Source organism: Agromyces sp. NBRC 114283 (genome assembly GCF_030268405.1).
GTDB classification, from domain to species: Bacteria; Actinomycetota; Actinomycetes; order Actinomycetales; family Microbacteriaceae; genus Agromyces; species Agromyces mediolanus.
The window spans coordinates 2,798,413-2,814,934 of sequence record NZ_BSQP01000001.1 but is presented as its reverse complement, the minus strand read 5'-3'; the positions used below and the strand labels follow the sequence as shown (position 1 = coordinate 2,814,934).

Sequence of the window (16,522 nt, the reverse complement as noted above, 5' to 3'; positions counted from 1 at the left end):
GCCTACCCTGGAACGAGGGGAAGGAGACGGATGGACGAGACCGATGAGCTGCTGTCGATCCGGGCCGCTGAGCTCTACTACGAAGAGAACAAGACCCAGGACGAGATCGGTCAGGCGCTGCGCCTGACCCGCTGGAAGGTCGGACGGCTGCTCGCCCAGGCCAAGCAGCGCGGGTTCATCCGCATCGAGATCCTGCACCCGCGCGCCCGGCGCCTGCCGATCGAGCGGCGCCTGCGCGAGGAGCGCGGGCTGAGCGACGCGATCGTCGTCTCCTCCGCCGGCGTTGCCGGCCCCGAGGAGCTGCAGGCGCGAACGGCCCAGGCCGCCGCCGACTACCTCACCGCGCTCCGCCCGGTGCCGCGCACCCTCGGCGTGAGCTGGGGGCGCACGCTCTACGAGATCTCGCAGCACCTCCGCAACGGCTGGGCCACCGGCGTGAACGTCGTGCAGATCAACGGCGGTGTGAGCCTCAATCGGCGACCGGGCACCGCCGCGGCCACCGCCGTCGGCATCGCTCAGAAGGGCGGCGGGCAGGCGACCCTGCTGCCGAGCCCCGCCATCCTGGAACGGCTCGAGACGAAGCAGGCCATCGAGTCCGACCGCGTCGTCGCGGGCGTGATCGAGCTCGCTCGCTCCGCCGACGCCTACCTCTTCAGCGCCGGCGCCGCCGACGAGAGCTCCGTGCACGTCGAGAGCGGCTACCTCTCCGTCTCCGACGTCGAGCTCCTCGTCGCGAAGGGGGCCGTCGGCGACGTCGTCGGCCGCTACCTCGACTCCGACGGCAACATCGTCGACCCCGCCCTCGATGCGCGCACCGTCGGGCTCACCCTCGACGAGCTGCGCCAGGCTCCGCTCACGATCGCCGTCATCGCCGGCCAGGCGAAGCATCCCGTCGCCGACGCCGTCGTGCGCAGCGGGCTGTGCACCGTGCTCGTCACCGACGAGGCGACGGCGCTCCACCTCCTCGACGGCTGAACGCCGCGCACCTCCCCACGAACCACGTTTCGCCACAACAGCCGGAAGGCAGGTCACCCAGAATGACTGGCACCACCCTCGTCACCGCCCGCGAGCGCGCGCTCGCCGTGCTCGGCGGCGACCCCGACGACGCGACGCTCCGCCGCTATCTGCACGGCATCCCCGGCGTCGACGCGGTCGGCCTCGAGCAGCGGGCCGCCGCGCTCGGCACCCGCTCCGTCAAGACCAGCTCCAAGGCCTGGGCGCTCGACCGGATCATCTCGCTCATCGACCTGACCACGCTCGAGGGCGCCGACACCCCCGGCAAGGTGCGCTCGCTCGTCGCGAAGGCGCAGAACCCCGACCCCGCAGACCCCGCCACTCCGCGGGTCGCCGCCGTGTGCGTCTACGGCGACATGGTCCCGTACGCGGTCGAGGCGCTCGGCGCCGCGCACGGCGACCCCGACGACGGCGGCATCTCGGTCGCGGCCGTCGCGACCGCCTTCCCGTCCGGCCGCTCCTCGCTCGACATCAAGCTCGCGGACACCGCCGAGGCCGTCGCGGCCGGCGCCGACGAGATCGACATGGTGATCGATCGCGGGGCGTTCCTCGCCGGCCGCTACGGCCTCGTCTTCGACCAGATCGCCGCTGTGAAAGACGCCTGCCGCCGCCCCGACGGCACGAGCGCGAGCCTCAAGGTGATCCTCGAGACCGGCGAGCTCGTGACGTACGACAACGTGCGCCGTGCCTCGTGGCTCTCGATCCTCGCCGGCGGCGACTTCATCAAGACCTCGACCGGCAAGGTGCAGCCCGCCGCGACCCTGCCCGTGACCCTGCTGATGCTCGAAGTCGTCCGCGACTGGCACCGGCTCACCGGGCACAAGGTGGGCGTGAAGCCCGCCGGCGGCATCCGCACCTCGAAGGACGCCATCAAGTACCTCGTCACCGTCGCCGAGACCGTGGGCGAGGAGTGGCTCGTGCCGCACCTCTTCCGCTTCGGCGCCTCCAGCCTGCTGAACGACGTGCTGCTGCAGCGCCAGAAGCTCGCGAGCGGGCACTACTCCGGCGCCGACTACGTGACCATCGACTGACCGAGACGAGACCTGAGATGAGCTTCCTCGAATACGCACCGGCCCCGGAGTCCCGGGCCATCCTGTCGCTGCGCGACCGCTACGGCCTCTTCATCGACGGCGAGTTCGTCGACGGACGCGGCACGCCCTTCCAGACCATCTCCCCGGCGAACGAGGAACGGATCGCCGAGATCGCCTCCGCGAACGCGGAGGACGTGGCCGACGCCGTCGCCGCGGCCCGCCGCGCCTACGAGCGGGTCTGGTCCAAGATGAGCGGCCGCGACCGCGGCAAGTACCTCTTCCGCATCGCGCGCCTCGTGCAGGAGCGCGCCCGCGAGCTCGCCGTCGCCGAATCCCTCGACAACGGCAAGCCGATCAAGGAGTCGCGCGACGTCGACGTGCCGCTCGTCGCCGCCTGGTTCTTCTACTACGCGGGCTGGGCCGACAAGCTCGACCACGCCGGCCTCGGCGCCGACCCGCGCGCCCTCGGCGTTGCCGGGCAGGTCATCCCGTGGAACTTCCCGCTGCTCATGCTCGCCTGGAAGATCGCCCCGGCGCTCGCCGCGGGCAACACGGTCGTGCTGAAGCCGGCCGAGACGACGCCGCTCACGGCGCTGCTCTTCGCCGAGATCCTGCAGCAGGCCGAGCTGCCCGCCGGCGTCGTGAACATCGTCACCGGCGCGGGCGAGACGGGCGCGGCGCTCGTCGCCGCCGACGTCGACAAGGTCGCCTTCACCGGCTCGACGGGCGTCGGCCGGGCGATCGCGAAGCAGGTCGCGGGCACGCAGAAGAAGGTCACCCTCGAGCTCGGCGGCAAGGCGGCGAACATCGTCTTCGACGACGCGCCCATCGACCAGGCCATCGAGGGCATCGTCAACGGCATCTTCTTCAACCAGGGCCACGTGTGCTGCGCCGGCAGCCGCCTGCTCGTGCAGGAGAACATCCACGACGAGGTCGTCGACCGGCTGAAGCAGCGCCTCTCGACGCTCCGCCTCGGCGACCCGCTCGACAAGAACACCGACATCGGGGCGATCAACTCCGCCGCGCAGCTCGCCCGCATCCGCGAGCTCAGCGACGTCGGCGTGGCCGAGGGCGCCGAGCGCTGGAGCGCGCCGTGCGAACTGCCCGCCGAGGGCTTCTGGTTCGCGCCGACGATCTTCACGGGCGTCGAGACGAGCCACCGCATCGCCCGCGAGGAGGTGTTCGGTCCGGTGCTCTCGGTGCTGAGCTTCCGCACCCCGCAGGAGGCGATCGCCAAGGCCAACAACACGCCGTACGGCCTTTCGGCCGGCATCTGGAGCGACAAGGGCAGCCGCATCCTCGCGGTCGCCGACCAGCTCCGCGCGGGTGTCATCTGGGCGAACACCTTCAACCGCTTCGACCCGGCGAGCCCCTTCGGCGGCTACAAGGAGTCCGGCTACGGCCGCGAGGGCGGCCGGCACGGGCTCGGCGCCTACCTCGCGCCCGCCACGAGTCGCACCGCGCGCGCCGCGCGCGCCGTCGAGGCATCCGCCGCGCCCGCCGCGAAGACGCGCCCCGCCGCGAAGGCGGACGCCGAGGCGAAGCCGGCCCCCGCGAAGCGGAGCCGCCGAACGAGCAAGTCCGCTGAGAAGGGAGCCGCGAAGTGAGCCGCCTCACCGTGCCCAAGACCTACAAGCTGTTCATCGGCGGGGCCTTCCCCCGGAGCGAGTCGGGCCGCACCTACCAGGTGGTGGCCGCCGACGGCGGCTTCCTCGCGAACGCCGCGAAGGCCTCGCGCAAGGACGCCAGGGACGCGGTCGTCGCGGCCCGCGGCGCCGTCGCGGGCTGGGCCGGCGCCACCGCGTACAACCGCGGCCAGGTGCTCTACCGCATCGCGGAGCTGCTCGAGGGCCGTCGGGCGCAGTTCGTCGCCGAGATCGAGGAGGCCGAGGGCGTCTCCCGCGCCGCCGCGGGCGCGCAGGTCGACGAGGCCATCGACCGCTGGGTCTGGTACGCGGGCTGGGCCGACAAGTTCGCCCAGGTCGCGGGCAACGCCAACCCGGTCGCCGGGCCCTACTTCAACCTCTCCGTGCCGGAGCCGACCGGCGTCGTCGCCATCGTCGCGCCGCAGGACTCCGCACTGCTCGGCCTCGTCTCGGCCGTCGCGCCCGCGCTCGTCGCGGGGAACGCGGTCGTCGTCGTCGCGAGCGAGCGCTTCCCGCTCTCGGCGATCTCGCTGGCCGAGGTGCTCGCCACGAGCGACGTGCCGAAGGGCGTCGTCAACGTGCTCACGGGCTCGCCCGCCGAGATCGCGCCGTGGCTCGCGAGCCACGCCGACGTCAACGCGCTCGACCTCGTCGGCGCGGGCGCGCTCGACTGGATCGACCTCGAGATCGCGGCGGCCGACACCCTGAAGCGGGTGCACCGCCCCGAGCAGGGCGCGGATGCCGCGGCGCCGAGCCTCGAGCGGATCGTCGGCTTCACCGAGACGAAGACGGTCTGGCACACGAAGAGCCTGCGCTGAGCGTGGCCGGCCGCCGGGGCGCCTCCGACGAACGCGGTCGTCTACAGGACGACCCGTTCGCGTGGCGCGCGACGGCGGCCGGTCAGCTGCTCGTCTCCCGCGGCGGCCGCCACGTCGTGACCGTCGGGGGAGCGGAGGCGGCGCGCCTCCTCGCGCGCCTGGAACGCGCCGAGTCGGCCGGCGACGAGCTCGCCGTGCAGCACCTGCTCGCCCGTGCGACCGGCAACTACCGGCGTGGCAACGAACGGCGCGGCGGGGGATGAGCCCCGGCGCCGTTCGAGGGGGTCAGCTGCGGTTGTTCGACAGCTCGAAGATGCGGATCAGCTCGGCGACGGCGGCCTCGCGCTCCTCGCCGCCGGCCTCGTACTGGTGGCTCACGTGCGTGCGCAGGTGGTTCTCGACGAGCAGCTTGTTCAGCGAGCCGAGGGACTTCTGCACGGCGAGCGACAGCGTGATGATGTCGACGCAGTAATCCTCGTTCTCGATCATCTTCTCGATGCCGCGCAGCTGGCCCTCGATGATCTTCGTGCGGTGCAGCGCGCGCTTCTTGATGTCCTCGATCACCCCCTCAGGATAGCGCCTGCGAATCCGGTACCGACCGGGGTATTCAGCGCCGCCGAGTCGGCCGGGTTCGCTACGGTGGCAGCATGAGCCGCCGGATGCCCCGCACCGCCCCCGCCCTCGTGGCCGGCCTCCTCGCCGGCGCCGGGCTCGCGCTCGCCGGCGCCCCGCTGCTCGCCTTCGCGGGCCAGGGCGGGACGACGGCGCCCGCGCTCGCCCCGGCCGCCCCGGCCGCCCCGGCCGCGCCGGCCGGCGTGTCCGTGCTGCCCACCGGCACCGACGACTTCGTCTTCGACTCCTTCGACGCCGTGTACGAGCTCGGCACCGACGCGGACGGCCGGTCCGTGCTCGACACCACCGAGACACTCGTCGCGGTGTTCCCCGAATTCGACCAGAACCGCGGCATCCGCCGGGCCATCCCGCTCTCCTACGACGGCCACCCGGTCGACCTCGAGGTGCGCTCCGTGACCGACGAGAACGGTACGCCGCGCGCCTATTCGACCGAGCCGGACGACGACGACGAGTTCCTCCTCGTCTCCATCGCGGGCGACGAGTACGTGCACGGCCGGCAGAGCTACGTCATCGAGTACCGCCAGCACAACGTGACCCACGTGCCCGACGACCGGCCGATCGACGAGTTCTACTGGGACGTGAACGGCACGGGCTGGGCGCAGCCCTTCGGCCGGGTGAGCGCCGAGGTGCGGCTCTCCGGGGCCGCGGCCGCGGGATTCACCGGGGAGGGCGCCTGCTACCAGGGCCCCTCCGGTTCCGCCACGCCCTGCACCGCGCTCGAGCTCGGCGAGGAAGGGGCCCTCGCGACGGCCGAGGGGCTCGGGCCGTACGAGAACCTCACCGTCGCGCTCGCCTTCGAGCCCGGCACCTTCGTGCCGCGCGACGACGCCTTCACCTCCTCGCCGGCGGCGCTCGCCGGGGCCGGGGGAGCCCTCCTCGCCCTCGGCGCAGCCGGCGCGGCCATCGTCGCCCGGGCCACGCGGTGGCGGGACCATCCGGGACGCGGCACGATCATCGCCCAGTACGAGCCGCCGCCCGGGCTGAGCGTGATGGAGGCCGCGGAGCTCGTCGGACAGCCGGGCAAGGGCGTCACGGCGACGATCCTGCAGCTCGCGGTGCAGCATCGGCTCCGAGTCGTCGAGCTCGGCCCGAAGCGCTTCGCGGTCGAGTACGGGGGCGGCGAGGGGCCGGATCCGGATGCCGACCAGCTGCTGCGCGAGCTCTTCGCCACGAGCGGCCGGCGGGAGCTGAAGCAGCAGGACACCGCGCTCGGCAAGAAGCTGCTCGCACTCCGCAGCGGGGTCCGCAGCCGGGTCGTCGCCGAGGGGCTCCGCCGCACGCCGCCCGTCGGCCCGCGACTGCTGCTCGGGCTCCTCGCCCTGCTCGGCGGCATCGTCGCCGTCGTCTTCGGCATCGTGGCCCTCGATCAGGCGATGGGCGGCGGCTGGCCGGTGCTCGGCCTCGTGCTCGGCATCCTCGCGGTGCTCGCCGCGGCGGTCGCCGTGATCGACGTGCGGCCGCTGACCGAGCCGGGACGCGCGGCGAAGGATCACCTCGAGGGGCTCAAGGTCTACCTCCGGCTCGCCGAGGCCGACCGCATCCGCATGCTGCAGAGCCCGGAGGGCGCGCTGCGCGTCGGCGGCCCCGAAGCCGTGCTGAAGCTGCACGAGAAGCTCCTGCCGTACGCGGTGCTCTTCGGCATCGAGCGGGAGTGGAGCCGGGTGCTCGCCGCCGAGTATGCGGAGCGCGGCGCCCAGCCCGACTGGTACGCGGGACGCGGTCCGTTCGATGCGCTCGCGTTCAGCGCCGGGGTCTCGGCGTTCTCCACGACCGCCTCGAGCTCGTGGTCGGGCTCGAGCTCCAGCTCCTCCTCGAGCGGATCCGGCGGCGGCGGCGCCTCGGGCGGCGGCGGGGGCGGCGGCGGAGGCGGCGGACTGTGAGCCCGGCCGCGGGCGGCGGGGGAGCGCAGCGGTGATCCCCGAGTGGATCGCCCCGGGGGTCGCCGGCCTGCTCGCCGGCGGCGCCCTCCTCGTCGGCGCACTCGTCGCCTGGTACGTCGACGTCCCGAAACGGATCGTCGCCGGCATCATGGCGTTCGGCGCCGGGGTGCTCGTCTCCGCGCTCGCCTTCGATCTCGTGCTCGAGGCGCAGGAGCAGGGCGGGCTCTGGCCGACGGTGCTCGGCTTCGCCGGCGGCGCGGTCGTCTACGTCGTGCTCAACCAGCTCCTCGACCGGCTCGATCAGCGCAACCGGCCCGGCAGCGGCGAGGACCCGGGCACCGGCACCGGCATCGCGGTCGGCGCGCTCCTCGACGGCATCCCCGAGTCCGCGGTGCTCGGGCTCAGCATGGTCGGCGGGTCGGGCGTCAGCGTGCCCGTCTTCGTCGCCATCCTCATCTCCAACCTGCCGGAGGGGCTGTCGAGCACCGCCGAGCTGAAGACCGCCGGCCGCAGCCGCCGCTACGTGCTGCTGCTCTGGTCCGGCATCGCGATCGCGAGCGCCGTCTCGGCGATCGCCGGCTTCGTGCTGCTCGACGGGGCGAGCGGCGAGACGACCGCCATCGTCACCGCGATCGCGGCGGGTGCCATCCTGGCGATGATCTGCGACACGATGATCCCCGAGGCGTTCCGCACGGCCCACGCCGCGACCGGCCTGCTCGCGACTGCCGGGTTCCTGCTCAGCTACACCGTGCACGTGCTCGGCGGCTGACCGCCGCGCCGATCCGCGCGAGCTCGCCTGTTCGGCGCGATTCCCGCTAGAATGGCGGGTGCGCCGGGCGATTCCGCTCAGGGGCAGGCGGTGCGATCCGCGCCAGCCGTCCCAGATGCCGCCCTGCAGTCGACGATCGACACCGCGCAGTCCGCGGTTCCGGTCGTGCGGCGTCCGTCAGCCGGGGGCCGCGAGGGGGAGTCGTCGTTCCGAACGGGCCGACGCTCGGCGCGACGGCCAAGAGACCGGAGGACCATGGCCCAGACCAGGCAGCGCTCCCGCACGCGCTCCCGCGACGACGACGCGCCCATCATCCCGATCCTCGCGCGCAAGGTGCGCGAGGTCGAGCAGAAGGCGCAGAAGAACAAGCTCGGCCCGACCAACCGGACCAAGTTCCAGGTGATCGCCCTGCTCATGCGCGAGGAGCGCACCCGCGTGAAGGCCGATGCCGAGCTCAGCGACGCCCAGCGCGCCGAGCTGCTGAAGCGCCTCGACGGCATCGCGCAGATCCTCGCGAAGACCGCGGCGCGCGACACCAGCCTCATCACCCTGCTCGAGCCGGATGCCTCGATCTCCACGGTCGCGCAGCGCTTCCGCCGCGACTGGCTGCTCGAGTCCGGCGCCGAGCTCAGCGCCGACGAGCTCATCATCACGCGCGAGCCGGAGCCCGCGCCGATGCTGGCGGAGAACCAGGTCGTGCCGCGTTCCGTGAAGTCGCGGCAGCTCGCGAGCCCGTTCCTCGCACCCGACTTCTCGCGGCAGCCGCAGGCCGCCGTGCCGGCCCGGCGGCTCGCGAACTGGGAGCTGCTGAGCCCGCTGTTCAAGGCCTTCGAGCTCGGCTCGGGCGGCCAGTCGGCGACGATGCCGTTGCCCGAGGCGCCGAAGATCGACCGGGTCACCCCGCGGGGCCTCGAGCTCATGAAGCACCAGGCCCGCTTCGTCGAGGCGGCCCGGCTCGGCCACCGCACCTTCCTGCTCGCCGACGAGCCCGGCCTCGGCAAGACGGCGCAGTCGGTGCTCGCGGCCTCCGTCGCCGATGCCTACCCGCTGCTGGCGGTGGTGCCGAACGTCGTGAAGATGAACTGGGCCCGCGAGGTCGAGCGCTGGACGCCGCAGCGGCGCGCCACGGTCATCCACGGCGACGGGCAGAGCGTCGACGCCTTCGCCGACGTCGTCGTCGTGAACTACGACGTGCTCGACCGGCACATGTCGTGGCTGTCGACCCTCGGCTTCCGCGGCATGGTCGTCGACGAGGCCCACTTCATCAAGAACCTCGGTTCGCAGCGCTCCAAGAACGTGCTCGCCCTCGCCGAGCGCATCCGTCGCAGCGCGCCGGGCGGCGACCCGCTGCTGCTCGCCCTCACCGGCACGCCGCTCATCAACGACGTCGACGACTTCCGGGCGATCTGGCAGTTCCTCGGCTGGATCGACGGCGACAAGCCGGCCCCGCAGCTCCTCGCCGAGCTCGAGCGCATCGGGCTCACGCCCGCCGACCACGGCTTCTACGCCGAGGCGCGCCGCGCGGTCATCGACCTCGGCATCGTCCGCCGCCGCAAGGTCGACGTCGCCGCGGACCTGCCCGCCAAGCGCATCGCCGACCTCCCGGTGGAGCTCGACGACGAGCTGGGCCGCTCCGTGCGGGCCGCAGAGCGCGAGCTCGGCAACCGGCTCGTGCAGCGCTTCCGCGCGCTCGTCGAGGCGCGCGACCTCCGCGTGGGCGACCTCGACGAGGACACCCGCGACCAGTTCGTCCGCGCGGTCGCGAGCGCCGAGCTCGAGGAGTCGAAGCAGGCGAAGTCCGGCGAGAACGTCTTCACGATGGTGCGCCGCATCGGCCAGGCGAAGGCCGGGCTCGCGGCGGACTACGCCGCCCAGCTCGCCCGCTCGGTCGGCAAGGTCGTCTTCTTCGCGAAGCACATCGACGTCATGGACCAGGCCGAGGCGGCGTTCGCGGCGCGCGAGATCCGCACCGTCTCGCTCCGCGGCGACCAGACGGCGCTCGCCCGCCAGGCGGCGATCGACGCGTTCAACTCGGACCCCGAAGTGCACGTCGCGGTGTGCTCGCTCACGGCGGCCGGTGTCGGCGTCAACCTGCAGGCGGCCTCGAACGTCGTGCTCGCCGAGCTCAGCTGGACGAGCGCCGAGCAGACCCAGGCGATCGACCGCGTGCACCGCATCGGTCAGGACGAGCCGGTCACCGCGTGGCGGATCATCGCCGCGCACACGATCGACGCCCGCATCGCCGAGCTCATCGACCAGAAGCAGGGCCTCGCCGCCCGCGCCCTCGACGGCCAGGACGTCGAGCCGGGCTCGGCGGACTCGGTGCAGCTCGACGCGCTCCAGCACCTCCTGCGGCAGGCGCTCGACGGCGCGCTCTGAGGCGATCCGCGCACGACGGGGCCGGGGCGACGCTTCGGCCCCGTCGGCGTCTCCAGCGGGCTCCGGCGAGCGTATAGACTCCGATTCGACCCCGCCGACGTGGTCATGCACCCTTCCCGCCTTCCCACTTCCCCAGGAGACGTGCACCTATGAAGATCGGCCTGCTCACTTCAGGCGGCGACTGCCCCGGCCTCAACGCGGTCATCCGCGGCGCCGTGCTGAAAGGCGTCATCTCCCACGACACCGAGTTCGTCGGCTTCCGCTGGGGCTGGCGCGGCGTCGTTGAGCGCGACATCGTGCCCATCACCCGGCACGACGTGCGCGGCCTCGCCCGCCAGGGCGGCACCATCCTGCACTCCAGCCGCACCAACCCCTTCGAGGGGGAGCTCGGCGGCCCCGAGAACATCCAGCGCACCCTCGACGAGCACGGCATCGACGCCATCATTGCGATCGGCGGCGAGGGCACGCTCACGGCCGCTCGCCGGCTCTACGACGAGGGCGGCATCAAAGTCGTCGGCGTGCCGAAGACGATCGACAACGACCTCGCCGCGACCGACTACTCCTTCGGCTTCGACACCGCCGTCGAGATCGCGACCGAGGCCATCGACCGGCTCCGCACCACGGCCGACTCGCACGGCCGCTGCATGGTGCTCGAGGTCATGGGCCGGCACGTCGGCTGGATCGCGCTGCACTCCGGCATGGCGGGTGGCGCGCACGCCATCCTCATCCCCGAGCAGCCGCAGTCCATCGAGCAGATCTGCGAGTGGGTGGAATCGGTGCGCTCGCGCGGCCGCGCCCCGCTCGTGGTCGTCGCCGAGGGCTTCACCCTGCCCGGCATGGACGAGCCGCACTCGCACAAGGGCCTCGACGCCTTCAACCGGCCGCGCCTCGGCGGCATCGCCGACGTGCTCGCGCCGATGATCGAGGAGCGCACGGGCATCGAGTCCCGCGCGACCGTGCTCGGCCACATCCAGCGCGGCGGGGAGCCGAGCGCCTACGACCGGGTGCTCGCGACCCGGCTCGGCATGGCCGCCGTCGAGGCCGTCTACGACGAGGCCTGGGGCTCCATGGTGACGCTCCGCGGCACCGACATCCGCACGGTCTCGATCGCTGAGGCGACCGGCAGCCTGAACACGGTGCCGCAGTCGCGCTACGACGAGGCCAGGATCCTCTTCGGCTGAGGGCGGGCCCGACGGATGGGGCATCCCGAGGTGTGCGTCTGCTACCTGCTGCGCGAGCGGGCGGGGCGGCTCGAGGTGCTCCTCGGGCGCAAGAAGCACGGCCTCGGCGAGGGGCGGCTCGTCGCGCCCGGCGGCAAGCTCGAGGCGGGGGAGTCCCCGGCCGCCGCGTGCGTCCGCGAGGTCGCCGAGGAGGTCGGCCTCGACCTCGACCAGGCCGACCTCGAGGCGCGGGGCGTGATCGACTACCGCTTCCCGAGCCGGGAGTCGTGGAGCCAGCGCTCGCACGTCTTCGTCTGCCGCCGGTGGCGGGGCGAAGCGAGCGGCTCCGACGAGCTCGACCCCGAGTGGTTCCCGGTCGACGAGGTGCCGCTCGAGCGCATGTGGGACGACGCCTCGCGCTGGCTCCCGGGCGTGCTCGCGGGCGGCCGGGTGGAGCGCTCCTTCGTCTTCGGCGACGATCTCGCGACCGTGGTGGAACCGGGCCCGTCCGTCGCGTAGGATCGACGGGTGCGCGGGCTCCCCGGAGGCCGCAAGCGATACCCCATGAACTTCTGGTGAACGTCTTCACCGATCACAAGAGGCAGCGTCCACTACAGAAAGGCGCCGGTGGATCTCACCCTCATCGTCGTGCTGGTCATCGCACTGGCGCTCTTCTTCGACTTCACCAACGGCTTCCACGACACGGCGAACGCCATGGCGACGCCGATCGCCACCGGAGCGCTCCGGCCCAAGGCCGCCGTCACGCTCGCCGCGATCCTGAACCTCGTCGGCGCGTTCCTCTCCACCGAGGTCGCGAAGACCATCTCGGGCGGCATCATCCGCGAGGGCGACGGCGGGGTGCTGATCACCCCCGAGCTCGTGTTCGCCGGCCTCATCGGCGCCGTGGTCTGGAACATGATCACGTGGCTGCTGGGGCTCCCGTCCTCGTCGAGCCACGCCCTGTTCGGCGGCCTCATCGGCGCGGCGATCGTGGGCGCCGGCCTCGGCGCGATCGACTTCCCGGTCGTCGTGTCCAAGGTCATCCTGCCGGCGCTCCTGGCGCCGCTCACCGCGGGGCTCGTGGCCTACGCCGCCACGAAGCTCGCCTACGCGATCACGCGGCGCTACGACGGCAAGCCCGACGGCCGCGACGGGTTCCGCTACGCCCAGATCTTCTCGTCCTCGCTCGTCGCGCTCGCGCACGGCACGAACGACGCGCAGAAGACCATGGGCGTCATCACGCTCACGCTCGTCGCCGCGAACCTCCAGTCGCCGGGCAGCGACGTGCAGTGGTGGGTCATCGTCACCTGCGCCGTCGCGATCGCGCTCGGCACGTACATGGGCGGCTGGCGCATCATCAAGACGCTCGGCACCGGCCTCACCGACGTGAAGCCCGCGCAGGGCTTCGCCGCCGAGACGGCGACCGCCGCGACGATCCTCGCCTCGAGCCACGTCGGCTTCGCGCTCTCGACGACGCAGGTCGCCTCTGGGTCGGTCATCGGCTCGGGCCTCGGCCGGCGGGGGTCGAAGGTGCGCTGGCGCACGGCCGGTCGCATCGGCGTCGGCTGGCTGCTGACGCTGCCCGCCGCGGGCGCCGTCGGCGCGCTCGCCGCGCTCGTCGCCCACCTGGGCGTCGGCGGCGTCATCATCGACGCCGTCGTCGGCGTCATCGTCATCATCGGCATCTTCATGTGGTCCCGGCGCAGCGAGGTCTCCCACCACAACGTGGTCTCCGAGGTCGCCGACTCCGGTCGCGCCGTCAAGATCAAGCGCAACCCGAAGCCCAAGCGGAAGGCGAAGAAGTGATCGACTGGCTCGACTTCCTCCTCGTCCTCGTCTCCGCGCTCGTGGGGGCCTGCGTCGTCGTGAGCGCCTACGCGCTCGGCATCCGGCTGCTCACCCTGTCCGGTCGCACCCCGCTCGTCACGCCCGCCGAGTTCACCGACGCGATCACCATCGTCACGCCCGCCGAGATCAAGGCCGCAGCGAAGCGCGCCGCGAAGGCGGCCAAGAAGAGTCCGCTCACGGAAGGCCAGAAGCGGCTCGCGCTCATCGGAGCGTGGGCGTGCTTCGCGCTGAGCGCGATCGCCGTGCTCGTCGGGATCTACCTGATCCTCGGCGAGCACCTCACGCGGCTCGTCGGCGGGGCCTGACGCCCGAGTCGCTGCTCCACCCTTCGGATTCCCCACCTCCGAGCGCGAGCTCGGCGACCCCACAGAAGGCGCAGCCAATGACGACCACGACCCCGACTGCTGACACCCCGCAGCAGACCCCCAAGAACGCGTTCGACCGCTTCTTCGAGATCACCGCCCGCGGCTCCTCCGTCGGCACCGAGATCCGAGGCGGCATCGTCACCTTCGTCACGATGGCCTACATCGTGATCCTGAACCCGATCATCCTGTCCTCCGGCGTCGACGTCGACGGCGACCAGCTCGGCTTCGCCCAGCTCTCGGCGGTCACGGGCCTCACCGCGGGCGTGATGACGATCCTCTTCGGCGTCGTCGCGCGGCTGCCGTTCGGTTTCGCCGCGGGCCTCGGCATCAACTCCTTCCTCGCGGTCTCGGTGGTGGGGCAGGTCACCTGGCCCGAGGCGATGGGCCTCGTCGTCGTGAACGGCCTCATCATCGTGCTGCTCGCGGCCACCGGCCTGCGCCGCATGATCTTCAACGCGGTGCCGATCCAGCTGAAGCTCGCGATCACGGTCGGCATCGGCCTGTTCATCGCCTTCATCGGCTTCGTCGACGCCGGCTTCGTGACCGCCACGGGCGTCTCCTCGCCGCCGGTCGGCCTCGGCGCCGGCGGCTCGGTCGCGACCGTGCCGAGCCTCGTCTTCATCCTGACCCTCCTCATCACCGGCGTGCTCGTGGCGCGCAAGGTGAAGGGCGGCATCCTCATCGGCCTCGTCTCCGGCACCGTCCTCGCGGTCGTCATCGAGGCGATCTGGAACCTCGGCCCGAAGATCGCGAACGGCGAGCTCGTGAACCCGAACGGCTGGGGCCTGTCGGTGCCGGAGCTCTCCGGCTCCCCGGTGAGCCTCCCCGACCTCTCGCTCGTCGGCCAGGTCTCCTTCGGCTCCTTCGAGCGCATCGGCGTGCTCGCCGCGCTCATGCTCGTCTTCACCCTCGTCTTCACGAACTTCTTCGACGCGATGGGCACCATGACGGGCCTCTCCAAGGAGGCCGGGCTCGCCGACGAGCGCGGCGACTTCCCGCGCATCAAGTCGGCCCTCGTCGTCGAGGGCGTCGGCGCCGTCGCGGGCGGCTTCACCTCGGGCTCCTCGAACACGGTCTTCATCGAGTCTGGCGCCGGCATCGGCGAGGGGGCGCGCACGGGCTTCGCGAACGTCGTGACGGGCGTGCTGTTCCTGCTCGCGATGTTCTTCACGCCGCTCGTGTCGATCGTGCCGACCGAGGTCGCGGCGGCCGCGCTCGTCATCGTCGGCGCGCTGATGATGTCGCAGATCCGGTACATCGACTTCAGCGACTTCTCGGTGCTGCTGCCGGTGTTCCTCGCGGTCACCGTCATGCCGCTCACCTACTCGATCGCGAACGGCATCGGCGCGGGCTTCATCGCCTGGGTCGTGGTGCGCTCGCTCGGCGGCAAGGCGCGCGAGATCAGCCCGCTGCTGTGGATCGTCGCGGCCGGCTTCCTGCTCTACTTCGCCCGCGGCCCGGTGGAGGCGCTGTTCGCCTGATCGACCCCGGAACGACGGATGCCCCGGGCAGCACTGCTGCCCGGGGCATCCGTCGTTCGAGCGGACCTACGCCGTGCCGCGCGCCTTCCCGATGGCGTTCATCGCGTGGTACACGACGATCGCGGCGACGGTGCCGAGGGCGATGCCGTTGAAGACCACGGAGCCGAACTCGATCGTGAAGTTCGCGATACCGATGATGAGGGCCGTCGCGGCCGTGAACTGGTTGACCGGGCGCGAGAAGTCGACCTTGTTGTCGACCCAGATCTTCACGCCGATGATGCCGATGAGGCCGTACAGCGCGACCGTGGCCCCGCCGAGCACGCCCGCGGGGATCGTGTTCACGAGCGCGCCGAACTTCGGCGAGAGGCCGAGCAGGATCGCGACGAAGCCGGCCACCCAGTAGGCGGCCGTCGAGTAGACGCGCGTCGCGGCCATGACGCCGATGTTCTCGCCGTAGGTCGTCGTGCCCGAGCCGCCGAAGAAGCCCGCGATGGTGGTCGCGACGCCGTCGGCGAAGAGCGCGCGGCCCGTCTGCCGGTTGACCGAGGGGTCGGTCATCTGCGCGACGCCCCGCACGTGGCCCACGTTCTCGGCGATGAGCACGAGCACGATCGGCAGGAACGCGGGCAGCAGGCCCCAGAGCGCGGCGTCCGCGAAGGGGTTGCCGGCGAGGTGGAACTCCGGCAGCCCCACCCAGGCGGCCTGCTGGATCGCCTCGAAGTCGACCTGGCCCTGCAGCACCGCCGCGATGTAGCCGACGAGCACCCCGATGAGGATCGAGATCCGGCCGAGGATGCCCCGGAACAGCACGGTCGTGAGCAGCACCGCCGCGAGCGTGATGAGCGCGGTGAGCGGCGCCTGGTCGAAGTTGGACTTCGCCGCCGGGGCGAGGTTCAGACCGATGAGCGCGACGATCGCACCCGCGACGACCGGCGGCATGAGCACGTCGATCCAGCCGGTGCCCGTCCAGATCACGAGCGCGCCGATGAGGGCGAGCATCACGCCGACGGCGACGATGCCGAAGAGCGCGGCCCCCATCGGATCTGCGGCCTGCTCGGAGGCGAGCGCGGCGGTGACCGGGGCGATGAACGCGAAGGAGGAGCCGAGGTAGCTCGGCAGCCGGTTCTGGGTGATCACCAGGAAGAGGATCGTGCCGATGCCGGAGAACAGCACCGTCGTCGCCGGCGGGAACCCGGTGAGCAGGGGCACGAGGAAGGTGGCGCCGAACATGGCGACGACGTGCTGCGCGCCGAGGCCGATGGTGCGCGGCCAGCTCAGGCGTTCGCCGGGGGCGACGACCTCGCCCGGGGCGACAGTCTTGCCGTCGCCGTGAAGGGTCCAGGGGAGTGCCATGGGGCTCCGTTTCGCGTGGTGGGGGTGCCCGTCATCGCGGGTCGCGCGGCGGGCCGGGGGTGCGGCGGCACGGCCGGGACCGTGCGCTGCATCGGAGCATAGCGAAGCGGAGGGGCCCCTGTCGCGACTTCGAGCGCAGAAGCGG

The 16,522-nt window shown here is 72.2% G+C and carries 15 protein-coding genes; 13 read left to right on the top strand and 2 right to left on the bottom strand.

The features are described 5' to 3' along the window. Positions 1 to 30: 30 nt before the first annotated feature. From QSJ60_RS13585 to QSJ60_RS13565, 5 genes are all read left to right on the top strand, one after another. A complete protein-coding gene (locus QSJ60_RS13585; protein WP_230766397.1) occupies positions 31 to 975 on the top strand; it encodes a sugar-binding transcriptional regulator in 945 nt (314 codons plus the stop codon). Positions 976 to 1,037: 62 nt separating this feature from the next. After that, positions 1,038 to 2,045: a deoxyribose-phosphate aldolase gene (deoC, locus tag QSJ60_RS13580; protein WP_189086115.1), complete on the top strand. Its 1,008-nt coding sequence runs from the start codon at positions 1,038 to 1,040 to the stop codon at positions 2,043 to 2,045. A 17-nt stretch (positions 2,046 to 2,062) separates the two neighbouring features. Continuing rightward, positions 2,063 to 3,652, top strand: a complete 1,590-nt coding sequence (locus tag QSJ60_RS13575) for an aldehyde dehydrogenase family protein (protein ID WP_230766399.1) — start codon at positions 2,063 to 2,065, stop codon at positions 3,650 to 3,652. Beyond that, positions 3,649 to 4,509 carry an aldehyde dehydrogenase family protein gene (locus QSJ60_RS13570; RefSeq protein ID WP_230766400.1) on the top strand — a complete coding sequence of 287 codons (861 nt, stop codon included), beginning with the start codon at positions 3,649 to 3,651 and terminating at the stop codon, positions 4,507 to 4,509. The genes QSJ60_RS13575 and QSJ60_RS13570 overlap by 4 nt, the downstream gene beginning before the upstream one ends. Positions 4,510 to 4,511: 2 nt before the next feature. After that, positions 4,512 to 4,772, top strand: coding sequence for a hypothetical protein (locus tag QSJ60_RS13565; RefSeq protein ID WP_285463930.1), 261 nt, complete (start codon positions 4,512 to 4,514; stop codon positions 4,770 to 4,772). A 22-nt stretch (positions 4,773 to 4,794) separates the two neighbouring features. Here the strand turns inward: QSJ60_RS13565 and QSJ60_RS13560 are convergent, their stop codons facing one another. After that, positions 4,795 to 5,073 (bottom strand): metal-sensitive transcriptional regulator, encoded by a 279-nt coding sequence (locus QSJ60_RS13560; RefSeq protein ID WP_189086111.1) that lies wholly within the window; start codon positions 5,071 to 5,073, stop codon positions 4,795 to 4,797. A gap of 83 nt (positions 5,074 to 5,156) precedes the next feature. Between QSJ60_RS13560 and QSJ60_RS13555 the strand changes: the two genes are divergently transcribed. From QSJ60_RS13555 to QSJ60_RS13520, 8 genes are all read left to right on the top strand, one after another. Then, complete coding sequence (locus QSJ60_RS13555; protein ID WP_285463929.1) at positions 5,157 to 7,022, top strand: DUF2207 domain-containing protein; 1,866 nt, start codon at positions 5,157 to 5,159, stop codon at positions 7,020 to 7,022. A 34-nt stretch (positions 7,023 to 7,056) separates the two neighbouring features. Next, positions 7,057 to 7,791, top strand: coding sequence for a ZIP family metal transporter (locus tag QSJ60_RS13550; RefSeq protein WP_285465328.1), 735 nt, complete (start codon positions 7,057 to 7,059; stop codon positions 7,789 to 7,791). 255 nt (positions 7,792 to 8,046) lie between these two features. Further along, positions 8,047 to 10,170 (top strand): DEAD/DEAH box helicase, encoded by a 2,124-nt coding sequence (locus tag QSJ60_RS13545; RefSeq protein WP_189086110.1) that lies wholly within the window; start codon positions 8,047 to 8,049, stop codon positions 10,168 to 10,170. Positions 10,171 to 10,319: 149 nt separating this feature from the next. Continuing rightward, positions 10,320 to 11,351 (top strand): 6-phosphofructokinase, encoded by a 1,032-nt coding sequence (locus QSJ60_RS13540; protein WP_189086109.1) that lies wholly within the window; start codon positions 10,320 to 10,322, stop codon positions 11,349 to 11,351. Between the two features lie 15 nt (positions 11,352 to 11,366). Beyond that, a complete protein-coding gene (locus QSJ60_RS13535; protein WP_285463928.1) occupies positions 11,367 to 11,849 on the top strand; it encodes an 8-oxo-dGTP diphosphatase in 483 nt (160 codons plus the stop codon). A gap of 108 nt (positions 11,850 to 11,957) precedes the next feature. Beyond that, entirely contained in the window at positions 11,958 to 13,136 is a 1,179-nt protein-coding gene (locus QSJ60_RS13530) for an inorganic phosphate transporter (RefSeq protein WP_230766408.1), read from the top strand. Then, entirely contained in the window at positions 13,133 to 13,483 is a 351-nt protein-coding gene (locus QSJ60_RS13525) for a peptidase (RefSeq protein WP_230766411.1), read from the top strand. The genes QSJ60_RS13530 and QSJ60_RS13525 overlap by 4 nt, the downstream gene beginning before the upstream one ends. A 77-nt stretch (positions 13,484 to 13,560) precedes the next feature. Continuing rightward, a complete protein-coding gene (locus QSJ60_RS13520) occupies positions 13,561 to 15,024 on the top strand; it encodes an NCS2 family permease (RefSeq protein ID WP_285463927.1) in 1,464 nt (487 codons plus the stop codon). A gap of 66 nt (positions 15,025 to 15,090) precedes the next feature. Here QSJ60_RS13520 and QSJ60_RS13515 read toward each other — a convergent pair whose 3' ends face one another. Further along, complete coding sequence (locus QSJ60_RS13515) at positions 15,091 to 16,377, bottom strand: uracil-xanthine permease family protein (protein ID WP_285463926.1); 1,287 nt, start codon at positions 16,375 to 16,377, stop codon at positions 15,091 to 15,093. Between the last annotated feature and the right edge of the window lie 145 nt (positions 16,378 to 16,522).